The organism is Metabacillus litoralis, from assembly GCF_007994985.1.
GTDB classification, from domain to species: Bacteria; Bacillota; Bacilli; order Bacillales; family Bacillaceae; genus Metabacillus; species Metabacillus litoralis.
In genome coordinates, this window is sequence record NZ_VOQF01000003.1 from 130310 (window position 1) to 145094 (window position 14785).

Below are 14785 nucleotides of genomic sequence, written 5' to 3' on the forward strand. Positions count from 1 at the left end.
CTAGTATAGAGAAGTCTGAATCCTAATCTTTAAGACTTTACTTTTTTCTGGAGCTGATAAAGTTCGTTCATAGCATCTAATGGTGTCATTTCTAAAAGATTTAATGATTTTAAGAGTTCGATTGCCGCTTGCTCTTTTTTAGGTATTTGCTGTCCTTTATTTGAAGCTTGTTTTTCAACTGGAAATAATGAGAGCTGAGAATCTGAATCTGAAAAAGTCTCTTCCTTCACAATATCTTTTGTTTTCACTGGTATTGCTTCTGTTTTTTCTTTTTCTAACTCAGTTAGAATTTCTTTCGCTCTTTTTATTAGTGAACTTGGAAGATCAGCAAGTTCTGCAACATGGATACCGTAACTCTTATCTGCTGCACCTTCTTCAATTTTGTGTAAAAATACTACACGGCCGTTCTCTTCAATAGCTTTCACATGGATATTGTTTAAGGAGTGTAATTGTTCTTCAAGAACCGTTAATTCATGATAATGCGTTGAGAATAATGTTTTTGCTCCAATGAACTCATGTATGTGTTCTATTATTGCTTGTGCTAAAGCCATCCCATCATAAGTAGAAGTACCTCTTCCAATTTCATCAAACAAAATTAAGCTCTGTGATGTTGCGTGAGCAATCGCATTTTTAGCTTCTAACATCTCTACCATAAATGTACTTTGTCCTGAAATCAGATCATCAGCTGCACCTATTCTTGTGAAAATTTGGTCAAATATAGGTAGAACCGCTTTTGTAGCTGGTACATAACAACCAATTTGAGCCATAATAGAAGTTAAAGCAACTTGTCTCATATACGTACTTTTACCAGACATATTTGGACCAGTAATAAGCAACATGCCACGATCATGATTAAACGAACAATCGTTTGGTACATATTCCTGAGAATCCATCACCTTTTCCACTACGGGATGACGTCCATCTTTAATTGATAACTCACCATTGCTTGAAAAGTTCGGCTTACAATAGTGACGATTTTCACTAACAGTTGCAAAGCATTGTAAAGCATCTAACTTACTTAAATGCTTCGCTAAACCTTGTAACCTAGGAATATAGTTTTTTACCTTTTCTCTTATATCGACAAATAACTGATATTCTAATTCAACGATTTTTTCCTCGGCTTCTAATATTAAGGACTCTTTTTCTTTTAGATCAGGTGTTATATAGCGTTCTGCATTTGATAGAGTTTGCTTCCGCTCATAAACTCCTTCCTCTAATAAATGAAGATTTGCTCTTGATACTTCAATAAAGTAACCAAATATTTTGTTATAGCCTATTTTTAATGATTTTATACCAGTTTTCTGCCTTTCCTGTTGCTCAAGCTGTGCAATCCACGTTTTCCCATTGCGACTTGCATCTCGGTATTGATCTAATTGACTATGATAACCGTCCTTAATAATGCTTCCTTCTTTTATGGATAAAGGAGGAGTTTCAACAATGGCTTCCTCTAATAACATCGCTAAATCAACACAAGCATCAAGTTGTTGTGAAAAGTATCCTTCTTTTTGCAATGTTAGACATAATTTTTCAATCTCTGGAACTTGCTGTAACGATTTTTTTAATTGAATCAAGTCTCTAGCATTTACATTTCCAAAAGCAACTCGCCCGGCTAAACGTTCTAAATCATAAACTTCTTTTAAAAGCTGCCTTAAATCCTCTCTTTCAAAATAATTCGCTATTAATGTTTCAACCATCAATAAGCGTTCTTCTATTTTTGAGCGATCAACAAGGGGCTTGTCCACCCATTGCTTTAGAAGACGAGCACCCATAGCAGTCTTTGTTTCATCTAATAGCCATAGAAGTGATCCTTTTTTCCCTTTAGAACGAATCGTTTCTGTTAGCTCTAAGTTCCGTTTTGAATATAAATCTATTTTCATTGCATCTTGTAAATAATACACCTTAACTTGCTGAAGATGATCAAGACTTCTTTTTTGAGTACGTTCAAGATATGTTAGTAATCGATCGAACGTTTTAACAAGACGCTCGTCAGTAACTTGATTTAAAATGACTTCAAATTTAGTTGTAGTATTGGTATCAAGTTGATATGACAATGTCGCCTGACATCGGTCAACTAATTGTTTTTTCAATGATTCAGGAAATTCATTTGAAATAACAACTTCCTTGGCCCCAACAGAATAAATTTCATTTAAAAGCTCATCAAAGCTTGCACAAATTGCAACAAGATTTTCTCCTGTCGTTAAATCACTTAAAGCAAGACCAAATTGAGAGTCAAAAACTGTTACAGAAGCAATATAGTTATTTTCTTTATCTTGTATCGCTTTCCCGTCCATAACCGTACCAGGTGTAATTAGCTGTACAACCTCTCGTCTAACAACACCTTTTGCTTGCTTTGGATCTTCTGTTTGCTCACAAATTGCGACTTTATAGCCTTTTGTAATAAGCTGTTCAATATAGTTAGGTGCAGAATGATGTGGAACCCCACACATTGGAATTCGATCCTCTCCACCACCATCACGACTTGTTAATGTAATTTCAAGTTCCTGAGATGCATTGATTGCATCATCAAAAAACATTTCATAAAAATCACCTAATCGAAAAAATAAAAAGGCATCTTGATAATTTGCCTTAATCTTTAAATATTGTTGTATCATCGGCGTATATGTTGCCATTTTTATCCCCCAATATCACCTAAACGTTCTATAAAAATTACATTTTATTATACCATAGATCGACAAATTCTTGGTGTTTATGCATAAGGGAAACAGAGGAATATAGAAAAAAGTAAAAAAAAACGTTGCAACTAACGTAACGTTAGATTTTACAATAAGATTATAGATAAAAAGATATCTATTAAAAGGAGAGAGCCATGAATACTACATATCCGATTGGAGAATTCGCAAAAAAGACTATGACCACTGTTCGTACTTTGCATTATTATGATGAAATTGGAATCTTACATCCCTCTCTAGTTTCTGAAAAAGGTAGAAGATATTACACTGATGACGATATTATTACTTTACAAAAGATCATTTCGCTAAAATTTTTAGGCTTCTCTTTAGATGAAATAAAAGAGTTAATAAACTCAAGTAATTGGGATTTAAAAGAGTCTTTGCAATACCAAAAGCAAAAAATGATTGAAAAGCAATCACAAATTAAACAAATGATTAAGACACTAGATCATGCAATACACCTTGTTGATGACAATAAAAAAGTTGATTCCTCCATCTTTATTTTTCTCATTCACATGATTCAAAATGAAGATGAACAGAAAGAATGGCTCAAAACAATTTTTGACGAAGAAAAAGTACAAAAAATGTATCTTCATAGTGATGAAAAACAGAAACAGATTGAAAAATCTTTTTTAGAGTTTTCTTCTACACTTAAAGGTTTATATGGTAAAGATCCCGGATGCTATGAAGTACAACAACTAATATATGAATATATACAGCTTACAGAAGAGGTTTCAGGTATGAATATCACCACATTATTAGAAGATATCCCGGAAAATATAGATGATGATCCTTGGTTATTTCCTTCACCATTTACAAAGGAGGAAGAAGAGTGGTTAGCTAAAGCCTTCGACATTTATTTAACAAAAATAGGAGTGAACTTAAATGGACGATAAACAAATCAAAGGAGAAACAGTAAAAGCATTTTGGAATATGTTAAAGAATTCAAAGCCACCAAAAGGTATCTTAATCATCGCAGTTTTATTAAGCATCGTTGAAACAGGTTCAGGTCTTATCGTACCGCTTCTCACTAAAGATTTAGTCGATCAGTTAGCTTCATCTTCATTAGAGTTATCTATCATTCTCGTATTGGCTTTAGCATTTGTTTTGCAAGCTGTTACGTCTGGGTTCGCTTATTATTTAATGACATATATAGGTGAAAAGGTGGTCTCATCCATTCGTGAAAGATTATGGGCTCACATCCTCAAACTTCCGATACCTTTTTTTGATACATTTGAATCTGGTGAAACAATGAGCAGAGTCACCCAGGATACAAATACAGTAAAAACATTGATCACCCAGCATATGATTTCTTTTGTTACAGGATTAATCTCCATTTTTGCAACGATTATTATTCTTTGTATAATTGACTGGAAAATGACTGTATTCATGTTATTAGCTATCCCTATTTCTTTAGCAGTTTTCATTCCACTTGGCAGAAAAATATTCACGATATCAAAGTTAATGCAAGATGAAATGGCGAGTTTTTCTGGTAATCTAGGAAGAGTATTATCTGAAATCCGATTGGTTAAAGCTTATCATGCAGAAAAAATAGAGTTAGAGAAAGGGAAAAAAGGGATATCTCATTTATTTGAATTCGGTCTTAAAGAAGCAAAAATCCAAGCAATTATTTCACCGTTTATGACATTTATCATGATGCTTATGTTGATTATGTTAATTGGTTATGGAGGGGTACGTGTTTCATCTGGAGAACTTTCAGCTGGCTCATTAGTAGCAATCATTATCTATATGTTTCAGATCATTATTCCTTTTAGCACAATGGCTACTGCTTTTACAGCCTTTCAAAAAGCAATGGGTGCAACAGAGAGGATCAAAGAAATTTTATCAATTGAAGTTGAAAATCCTTCAAATAAACAAATTGTATCAAACCCATCACAACCAATTGTATTTAATAAAGTATCTTTTTCCTATAATAAAGATATTATTTTGAAAAATATCTCTCTAGCTATACCTCCTGGGAAAACAACAGCTTTTGTTGGTCCCAGCGGAAGTGGTAAAACAACGTTATTTTCGCTTTTAGAACGTTTCTATCAAATTGATCATGGCGAAGTGTTCCTAGGTGATAACAATATAGTTGATTTCGATTTAGAATCTTGGAGAAGTGAAATTGGTTATGTTTCACAGGAAAGTCCTATTATGTCAGGAAGCATAATGGAGAACATAACGTATGGGATAATGAGGGATGTTTCAATTGAAGAGGTGGAGCAAGCGGCTACGCAAGCAAATGCGATGGAGTTTATTTCACGTTTGCCTCAGGGGTTAAAAACTGAGGTTGGTGAAAGAGGTATAAAATTATCAGGAGGCCAACGACAAAGGATTGCTATTGCAAGAGCATTGATTAGAAACCCGAAAATACTTTTACTTGATGAAGCCACCTCAAATCTTGATAGTTCTTCTGAAAAACTTGTTCAAAAAGCTTTAGAAAACTTAATGATCGGAAGAACAACATTAGTTATTGCACATCGTCTTGCTACTGTTGTTGAGGCAGATCAGATTGTAGTTCTGGAAAACGGTGAAATTACAGGTATTGGTACACATAAGCAATTATTTGAAAGTCATTCATTGTATAAAGAATTAGCTGAACAGCAATTACAAACAGCTTGAAAAGGAAAACGATAACTTAATAATAGTTCTAATTTTTCAAACAAAACCTCTAGAAATAGAGGTTTTGTTTGATTCATTTTACAACCTAAGAAAAAACTAGGAGGTAATATCCTCCTAGTTACTCCTCTACATCTCCAACTAAAAACTCTGGATTTAAATCTTCAAATTCGTCATCTAATTCTTCTTCCCATTCTTCATCATCGTCGCAGCCTTCTGGGTTAACATGAACACAAACTTTAGTTTCACCAATAACTTCTGCAAGATGTTCTCTTTCAGCTTGAACGATTACTTTATTGCCATTTGGTGATATTGTTACCTCAAGGCAATTTGGCTGTTGAAGTGCTTTGCAGATAACTTCGTGTTCGTCATCAATGAAATTGTCATCTTTGTAACGAAGTTTTATTACGTCGACATATGTTACACGTTCAGTCACAACTTCTGTTTTTGTGTTTTCGTTGTAAGAATACCAAACGTTAATGTCATAAGTACCTTCTACTTCAACTGTTTTTCCATTCTTATGAGCATCATAATTATGGTTAATAATCCAGCCACCTAAAATGCTCGCAGGTTTTTGCGATGGTGAAATCGTATGTGTACATTGTGTAAACTTGCGGCCTTTCGCAACAACTGCTTTTGTGATAATCTCTCTGTATTCAGACATTCGAGCATACCCTCCTCAATAAATCTTCATTAAATCCTATGTTAGGCTAGTAACATATGTGCTAAATAATAAAATGAATTGATGACATGAGTATCCAATTCATGAAACTTTATAGTTCATTGTATGCTGCATTGATGCAATATGTGCCTAAAAAACAAAAAAGGTGCATGTTCTTAAAAAAAGTGAAAGCCTATCTTTACTTCAACATAATAATTGCAAAGACACCAAAATGATTTTCAACTTGAATTTCTTCTAGTGTTTCAAAGAAATTTATGTCCAAATAAGCCTAAATATGCATAATTAATTAATTTTTTATAGTCTATTTACTTGTAGTGTTTAAGGGATCCCGTTATACCGATAACCTGACTACATTAGATGTCTATTTAGAAAAGAGAATTTTACTTAATGGAAAGAAGGCATAAAAAAGAGGCATGCGTTATTTTGCATGCCTCTTTCTTAAATTTATGAACAGCTACCGCCAGTCGAGCTACGGACCTTCGAACCTGTTTCACCAGCTAAAAGGTCTCCACCAGTAGAAGAGATTACTTCATTTGTCACTTTGTTTGAAATTGTATGTGATACAAGCTGAAGTAAATCATTTACTTCAATTTGAGAATCTTGAAATTCCTGAATGATTGGAAGTTCATCTAATTGATTTTGAATCTTTTCAATTTTTTCTTCTACCTGTTTTAAAGCTTCGTGTTTTCCATAATGTTGGAAGTTTACAGCTTGCTTTTGCAAGCTTTTTATACTTGAAATCATTTCACGGATTTTTTGATTTTCATTAATTTGTGCTTCAGCACGTTTAAAGAAATCAACCTCGTTAGATTCAGAAATCATTTGTGCCAATTCACGTGCTTTTGCTACGATATCTTCTTTTGAATATAATGTTGTCATCTTAGTTCACCTCAACCGCTTCTTCTACCATTTCTCCATTAAGCGTCCATGTTTTTGCTTTCGTTATTTTAACTTTTACAATTTGCCCAATGGCAGATTTTGGTGCCTTAAAGTTTACTAGCTTGCTTTTCTCAGTATAACCTGCGAGAACATCAGGGTTATTTTTACTTTCACCTTCAACAAGAACATTAACAATTTTACCTTCATATTCTTTTAGCTTTTTAGCTGATGTTTCATTCACCAAAGCATTTAAGCGTTGAAGACGTTCTTTTTTCACTTCCATCGGTACATTATCCTCCATTTTAGCAGCAGGTGTACCTTCACGAGGTGAGTAAATAAAAGTATAAGCACTATCAAACTCTACTTCTCGATATAATGAAAGTGTTTCTTCAAATTGTTCTTCTGTTTCGTTAGGGAATCCAACAATAATATCTGTTGTTAGAGATGCATTTGGCATTGCTTCTTTAATTTTACGCACAAGCTCTAAATAATGTTCACGACTGTATTTACGAGCCATAATCTTTAGGATGTCCGTACTACCTGATTGAACTGGTAAATGAATATGATCTAAAAGATTTCCACCTTTTGCTAATACTTCGATTAAATGATCATCAAAATCTCTTGGATGACTTGTCGTAAAACGAAGTCTTGGAATATCAATTTTTGAGATTTCATCCATCAAGTGTGCTAAACCATACTCAATATCTTCGAAATCCTTACCATATGCATTAACATTTTGACCAAGAAGTGTAATTTCTTTGTAGCCCTGTGAAGCTAAATGACGAACTTCTTGAATGATTTCCTCTGGACGTCTGCTTCGTTCTTTACCACGTGTGTAAGGAACAATACAGTACGTACAGAACTTATCACAGCCATACATAATGTTTACCCATGCCTTAATATTACCTTTACGGACTTTTGGAAGGTTTTCAATAACATCTCCTTCTTTAGACCATACTTCTACAACCATTTCTTTAGACATATAAGCTTCATGAAGAATGCTAGGTAGTCTGTGAATATTATGTGTACCAAAGATCATATCAACAAATGGGTGAACCTTTAGTATACGATTAACAACAGACTCTTCCTGTGACATGCATCCACAAACACCTAATAATAAGTCAGGTCTTCTTTTCTTTAAAGTCTTTAAATGACCAAGCTCCCCAAACACTTTGTTCTCTGCATTTTCACGAATTGCGCAAGTATTTAAAAGAATAACATTGGCATCTTCAACACCATCAGTTGGCTCATAACCCAGTGCCATGAAAATACCCGCCATAACCTCTGTGTCATGTTCATTCATTTGACACCCATAAGTGCGGATGTAAAACTTCTTACCTTGTCCCATTGCTCTATATTCTTCAGGAATCGAAAAACCGTCGTATTTTACTTCTTCTTTACCACGTTTTTTTGCATCCTTTAGAGAAGGAGGCATGTACACGGCTTGGAAATACTGGCTGTAGTCCTTATCGGATTTTTTGTCCGAAGGATTTACTTGAGTACTTTCCTTACGCTGTTGTTCATTCATTCTGTCATTCTCCTTTCAAACTACCTTTTACCTTTTTCTACAAAAATCATATCGTCTTAGCAAAGCTAAAAACTTTAATGGTCAGCTTTTAAAAATCTATAAAAAATTTATTGAAACATACAACTAAATAGTATATCGCTTATATTGTGAGAAGACAATCTTTAATAGAATCTGTAAGGAAATTGTACACGTTTTTCACTAAAAATGCTAATCTAGTTTTTGGTATGTGCTGACTCAAAAATAAATTGAATTTTCCCTTCTTTCCAATCTAACTTTGCATCAAACGTCTTATCTCCTTTTTTAAATCCTTTTATTAAATTTGTTTGATCTCCCTTTAATAGTTTCTGAATATTAGTTTGTGAAATTTTCTTGCTAAGAATTATCTTTGATATTGTAAAATTGCATTTTGTTTGTTTATAGTTCGTACATCCGTAGAATTCACCTTTATCAACAATATCACCATCACACAATTTACATTTACCTACATTTTTCCCAATCGAGTAGCGCGAAGTAGTCCGTTGTATTGACTCAACATTAAGTCCTTCAAAGTTCCATGTTGTTGCAATAGAAATAGCATCTGACACGATTTTAGTTGATAGTTTTTTAGTTTGCTCCATAAATAAAGCTGGTGAGGCTTGTCCTTCACCTATTTCTGATAAACGTTGCTCCCATTTAGCGGTCATTTCTGGAGAAGCTAAAACATGATCACCTACAGCTTCTATAAGAACTTTCCCTTTATCTGTTGCAAATACTTGATTCTTCTTTACTTCGATGTACTTACGATCTTGTAGCATTGTAATAATCCCAGCTCGTGTTGCTTCTGTTCCCAAACCTTCAACCTTACTTAAGATTTTTTCTAATTCATCGTTATCTAAATATTTTCCAGCCGTTTTCATTAAAGTGATTAACTGACCCTCTGTATATCGTTTAGGCGGCTGTGTTTTACCTTCCTTTGTTTCAATTTTGTCTACATGCCCTTTGTCACCTTTTTGGACATTCGGAAGTAATTCATCTTTTTCTTTATCGTCTTGAAAAATAACTTTACGCCAGCCTTCTTGGATCTGTTGTTTACCCTTTGTAATAAATTCTGCACGTCCATCAACCAAAGTAGATAAAGTCGAATAATCAAAAATCGCCTTTTCATAATGTGCTGCGATTAATCTTCGAACTATCATGTCATACATTTTTTGTTCATCACCAGACATACGTTTTGGATCTCTGACTTGTTCAGTTGGAATAATGGCATAGTGATCTGTTACCTTTTTTTCATTAACATACCTTGTATTATTTAATATTGATTGTTTAGGTAAAGGAAAAAGATCTTTATACTCTTCAAATTGACTAAGCTTTGTTAATATATCCGGAAATTGTTCAGCTTCTCCTTTGGTAACATAAGTCGAATCACTACGCGGATAAGATACGATACCTTTTTGATAAAGTGATTGAACAATATCTAATGTTTTCTTAGGTGAAAATTTAAATGCTTTATTCGCTGTTGCTTGTAAAGATGATAAATTAAAAAGTAACGGTGGTTGATATTCCTTGCGCTCAGTTATTAGCTCTTTTATTTCTGCTGGCTTATCCTGACAAAATGAGGCTATTTTTCGTGCAAGTTCCTCTTCCAACACACGCGTTTGGTTATCTTTTTGCCATTTTCCTTTATATTTCTTTCCATTCACTTTAAATGTCGCAATAATTTCCCAAAAGGGCTCAGGCTTAAAATGTTCAATCTCTTTTTCTCTTTTTACGATTAAAGCAAGTGTTGGTGTTTGTACACGACCTGCTGAAAAAACATCATTCATTCCTTTTTGCTTGAGTAGAAGCGAATATACTCTAGAAGCATTCATGCCTACTAACCAGTCTGCACAAGCACGTGAATAGGCTTCATAATAGAGATTTTTGGTTCTTTCATCATCGAGTAATTGCCGAAAGCCTTCGAGAATAGAAGCAGGCGTTAATGATGATATCCACAGTCTTTTCAGAGGCTTTTTCACACCAGATAAGCTGATGATGTTACGAATGATTAGTTCCCCTTCTCGTCCAGCATCACCAGCATGTATGATTTCATTAACAGATGGGTTTTTAAGAAGCTGATTAACGACATTGAATTGCTTTGTTTTTGATTTTGTCACTTCATATTGAAATTTCTCTGGAATAATTGGCAACATGGAAAGCGACCATTTTTTCCACTCAGCTTTATAAACTTCCGGTGCACTTAATTGAGTCAAATGACCGATAGCCCACGTACAATAAGCTCCATTTGGAAACAGATCATTAGGCTTTATTTCAAAATAACCATCTCTTTTAACTCTTTGAAATTGAGCGCACAGTGTTGCGGCTTGATCTGGTTTCTCTGCAATGATTACTTTCATCTATTATCACCTTATATTATTAATCTACGAATCATTTATCTTCTTCTACTAGTTTACTTTATTTTTGTTAAGATTAAAAATGTACGAAAATTCATTTTATAGGGTATCTATTAGCTTTGTCACTTAAAAATTTACATGAAGCATCTAAAAAACAAAAAAAAGACCAACATAGTAAGGTATACAGCCTTATCTATGTCAGCTTATTTAATAACTTATGGTTTTAATACAACCTTTATACACTGGTCATCATGACCGTTAAAGATTTTATATGCATGTTCTGCATCATCTAATGAAGTTTTATGTGTAATAATCTCTTGAGGATCAATTTCTTTACTCGTAATCATATCATATAGCTTTGGCATTATTGGGATAATTGGAGCCTGACCCATTTTGAGTGAAATGTTTCTTGCAAAAAAGGCTCCTAGTGGAAAGTTATTATAATTTGCTCCATAAACACCCGTAAGCTGGACTGTTCCACATTTTCTTACAGCTTTTGTTGCAATTTGTATAGCTCCTATTGTTCCACCTTGTAGCTTTAACTTTTGCTCTATATATTCTAATGGAGATTTTTTCCCGTCCATACCAACACAATCTATCACAACATCTGCTCCACCGTGTGTGATTTCTTTCAAGTGTTCTCCCATATCAGGAAATTCTGTAAAGTTGAACGTTTCAACTTTGTTCTTTTCTTTTGCATGATTTAATCGATATGCTTCATAATCAACAGCAATAACTCGTTTTGCGCCCTTCATCCAAGCAAACTTTTGAGCCATTAATCCTACAGGACCACTACCTAGTACGATAACTGTATCATCTTTTTTGACTTCTGCATGCTCAACACTCCAGTAAGCAGTTGGTAGTACATCTGATAAAAAAAGAAGTGACTCGTCTTCTAATTCACAAGACTCTGGAATTAAAAATGGTGTGTAATTACCAAAAGGAACCTTTAAATATTCAGCCTGTCCACCTGGATGATTACCGAATTTTTCGGTATATCCAAATAATCCACCAGAATCATAATGAGGGTTTGAATTGTCGCATTGACTTGTTAAATCACTTTGACAATAAACACATTCCCCACAAGATACATTAAACGGAATGACAACTCTGTCACCTTTTTTTACTTTTGTTACATCTGGACCCACTTCTTCGACAATGCCCATAGGTTCATGACCAATAATATACCCTTCTGGTAATGGCATATTACCTTGGTATAAATGTAGGTCAGATCCACAAATTGCTGTAGACGTAATTTTAACAATAATATCATCTTTTTTCTCAAGCTTTGCATCTGGTACTTCTTTGACAGCAACATTATTTGGGCTTTGATATGTTACAGCTTTCATCATAACACTCCAATCTGTATCAATTCATCTAGTTAAGTATGCCCAGAATATGTATATAGATTTATTAAATTTAGGATAAAATCGATTATTAATAATTAAATCTGCTCCACTCTCAAAAAAAAAAAAAAAAGAATAACACCTATCTTTCCAAACGTAGATATCTTTCAAAAACTCTACAATAAAACTTTTAAGGTTTATGGTTTAAAATAAAAACAGTACTCAGAAAAGTACTGTTTTTATTTTCTTTATATTATTTCAAGCTCTTTTCCTGCTTTTTCAAAGATATTCAATGCTTCTTGAAGTTCTTGTTTTGTATGCTCAGCAGTAACAATTGTTCTAACACGTGCTTGCCCCTTTGCAACAGTTGGAAAGGCGATTCCTTGTGCAAAAACACCATATTCAAGTAATTTATCAGAAAATTCATGTGACAAAGCCTCATCTCCAACCATAACCGGAGTAATGGGTGTATCACTTTTTCCGATATCAAAGCCTAATTTTTTTAGCCCGTCTTTAAAAAACCTTGTGTTATCCCAAAGTTTTTCAATTAATTCTGGTTCTTCCAATAATACGTCTATCGCCTCAATACAAGCTGCGGTAACTGCAGGTGGATGTGATGTACTGAATAAAAATGGTCTACCTTTATGAATTAAGTACTCAACGAGAGTCTTGGTGCTTGCTACATAACCCCCTAATACACCAACTGCTTTACTTAAAGTACCCACTTGAATATGAACACGTCCATCTAGACCGAAATGATTAACAGTTCCACGACCATTTTCACCTAATACACCAGACGCGTGTGCATCATCTACCATAACTATAGCATCATATTTCTCAGCTAAATTAACAATTTCAGGAAGAGGTGCAACATTACCATCCATCGAGAAAACACCATCAGTTACAATTACTCTTACTCTAAAATCCATTGACTCCTTTAAAGCTGTTTCAAGATCAGTCATGTCTATATGCTTATAAACTTTTCTTGCTGCCTTCGTTAAACGAATGCCATCAATAATAGAGGCGTGATTTAATGAATCTGAAATAACAACATCATCTTTTGTTAATATTGAAGAAAGCACACCCTGATTCGTCGTAAAACCTGATTGAAAAACCAAGGCTGATTCAGTATGTTTGAAGGTTGCTAATTTTTCTTCTAACTCTTGATGCATAGTTAATGTACCTGCAATTGTTCGGACAGAACCAGTACCTGCTCCATATGTTTCTACTGCTTCTAGTGCTGCTTTACGTAAACGTGGGTGACTCGTTAAACCTAAGTAATTATTTGAGGAAAGTTGTATGACTTCTTTACCTTTTATAACAACCTTTGCACCTTGATCACTTTCTAAAGGAACTAAGCTTCTGAAAGTTCCTTCTTTTTTCATATCATCTAGTTCAGATTGTAAATATTCAAAGCCTTTCATGTTTATCTCCTCCTATTTTCTTTTTATGGATGTAATACAACTTTGCCACAATTACCTTCTATCATAAGATCAAAACCTTTTTCAAACTCTTCTAAAGAAAAGTGATGAGTGATCATTGGTTTTACATCCACTTGACCTGATTGAATTAAACTCGAAACCTGTTGCCAAGTTTCAAACATTTTTCTACCTGTTATACCTTTTACCGTAATTCCCTTGAAAACGATATCATTTGTCACATCAAATTCAATTGGTCGAACCGGTAAGCTTAAGATCGAAACTCTCCCACCATTTGTGACCATTTTAAAACCTTGATTCATGGCTATTGGATGACCTGACATTTCACACACAACATCCACACCGTTTCCTGCTGTCAGTTTTTGTACAACATGAAGTGGATCATCAATTTTGGAATTAACAATAGTAGTTGCTCCCATCATTTTTGCTAATGTAAGTCGATAGTCATTTAGATCAAAAGCTATCACTTGTGCTGCACCTGCTGCCTTAGCAACACCCACAGCCATAATGCCAATAGGTCCACAACCAATAATTGCTACTGTTTTCCCCACAACATCTCCTGAAAGAACAGTATGAACCGCATTACCCATAGGTTCTTGAATTGCCGCAACATCAAAAGGCATTCCTTTTGGATTTACCCAAATATTACCTGAAGGGATTGCAACATACTCAGCAAAACATCCTTGTGTGTCCACACCAATAATTTTTGTGTTTTTACATATATGTGCCTTACCCGTTAGACATTGTGAACATTTTCCGCAAACTAAATGTGTTTCAGCTGAAACTGAATCACCAATTGAAATATTGGTTACTTTAGAGCCTATTTCTACTACTTCTCCTGAAAATTCATGACCAAAAACATATGGTGGATTTACCCGACTTTCAGACCATTCATCCCATTTATAGATATGAACATCAGTTCCACATATTGAAGTGGCCTTTACCTTAATTAACACTTCATCATCGGCTATTCTTGGAATATCAACCATCTGCACTTTTGCTCCATAACCGCGATGATGTTTTACAACCGCTTTCATTTTTCCACTCAAGAAAAACACCCCTTAAAGTTAAAACCTTCTTATATCTATATTTTAACATCAATATTAACTTTGTAAATATATGTGTGTTTTACCAGTGGACAAATGGTTATATATGAAATAAAATTTTATATTTTATATTTACATCTTAAATACTGAAACAAACAATCGCAAAGCACATGAGTTTACATAA

10 protein-coding genes are annotated in these 14785 nt (G+C 34.1%); 2 read left to right on the forward strand and 8 right to left on the reverse strand.

The window, feature by feature from the left end:
* Window positions 1–29: 29 nt before the first annotated feature.
* A complete protein-coding gene (gene mutS, locus FS935_RS05690; protein WP_146946618.1) occupies window positions 30–2630 on the reverse strand; it encodes a DNA mismatch repair protein MutS in 2601 nt (866 codons plus the stop codon).
* Between the two features lie 197 nt (window positions 2631–2827).
* On the opposite strand from mutS, the gene FS935_RS05695 reads away from it, so the two are divergent.
* Window positions 2828–3586 (forward strand): MerR family transcriptional regulator, encoded by a 759-nt coding sequence (locus FS935_RS05695; protein WP_146946619.1) that lies wholly within the window; start codon window positions 2828–2830, stop codon window positions 3584–3586.
* Window positions 3576–5315 carry an ABC transporter ATP-binding protein gene (locus FS935_RS05700; protein WP_146946620.1) on the forward strand — a complete coding sequence of 580 codons (1740 nt, stop codon included), beginning with the start codon at window positions 3576–3578 and terminating at the stop codon, window positions 5313–5315. The genes FS935_RS05695 and FS935_RS05700 overlap by 11 nt, the downstream gene beginning before the upstream one ends.
* 118 nt (window positions 5316–5433) lie before the next feature.
* On the opposite strand, the gene cotE is transcribed toward FS935_RS05700, so the two are convergent.
* The 7 genes from cotE to tdh form a co-directional block, all read right to left on the reverse strand.
* Window positions 5434–5976, reverse strand: coding sequence for an outer spore coat protein CotE (gene cotE, locus FS935_RS05705; RefSeq protein WP_146946621.1), 543 nt, complete (start codon window positions 5974–5976; stop codon window positions 5434–5436).
* A 462-nt stretch (window positions 5977–6438) separates the two neighbouring features.
* Window positions 6439–6873, reverse strand: coding sequence for a regulatory iron-sulfur-containing complex subunit RicA (ricA, locus tag FS935_RS05710; protein WP_146946622.1), 435 nt, complete (start codon window positions 6871–6873; stop codon window positions 6439–6441).
* A 1-nt stretch (window position 6874) separates the two neighbouring features.
* Window positions 6875–8401 (reverse strand): tRNA (N6-isopentenyl adenosine(37)-C2)-methylthiotransferase MiaB, encoded by a 1527-nt coding sequence (gene miaB, locus FS935_RS05715; protein WP_146946623.1) that lies wholly within the window; start codon window positions 8399–8401, stop codon window positions 6875–6877.
* A 212-nt stretch (window positions 8402–8613) separates the two neighbouring features.
* On the reverse strand, window positions 8614–10773 hold the full coding sequence (locus FS935_RS05720) for a DNA topoisomerase III (protein ID WP_146946624.1): 2160 nt from the start codon (window positions 10771–10773) through the stop codon (window positions 8614–8616).
* 212 nt (window positions 10774–10985) lie between these two features.
* On the reverse strand, window positions 10986–12119 hold the full coding sequence (locus FS935_RS05725) for a zinc-dependent alcohol dehydrogenase (protein WP_146946625.1): 1134 nt from the start codon (window positions 12117–12119) through the stop codon (window positions 10986–10988).
* A 245-nt stretch (window positions 12120–12364) separates the two neighbouring features.
* The gene (locus tag FS935_RS05730; RefSeq protein WP_146946626.1) at window positions 12365–13540 is read right to left on the reverse strand and encodes a glycine C-acetyltransferase; all 1176 of its coding nucleotides are present in this window, start codon (window positions 13538–13540) and stop codon (window positions 12365–12367) included.
* 23 nt (window positions 13541–13563) lie between these two features.
* Complete coding sequence (tdh, locus tag FS935_RS05735; RefSeq protein ID WP_193559351.1) at window positions 13564–14604, reverse strand: L-threonine 3-dehydrogenase; 1041 nt, start codon at window positions 14602–14604, stop codon at window positions 13564–13566.
* Between the last annotated feature and the right edge of the window lie 181 nt (window positions 14605–14785).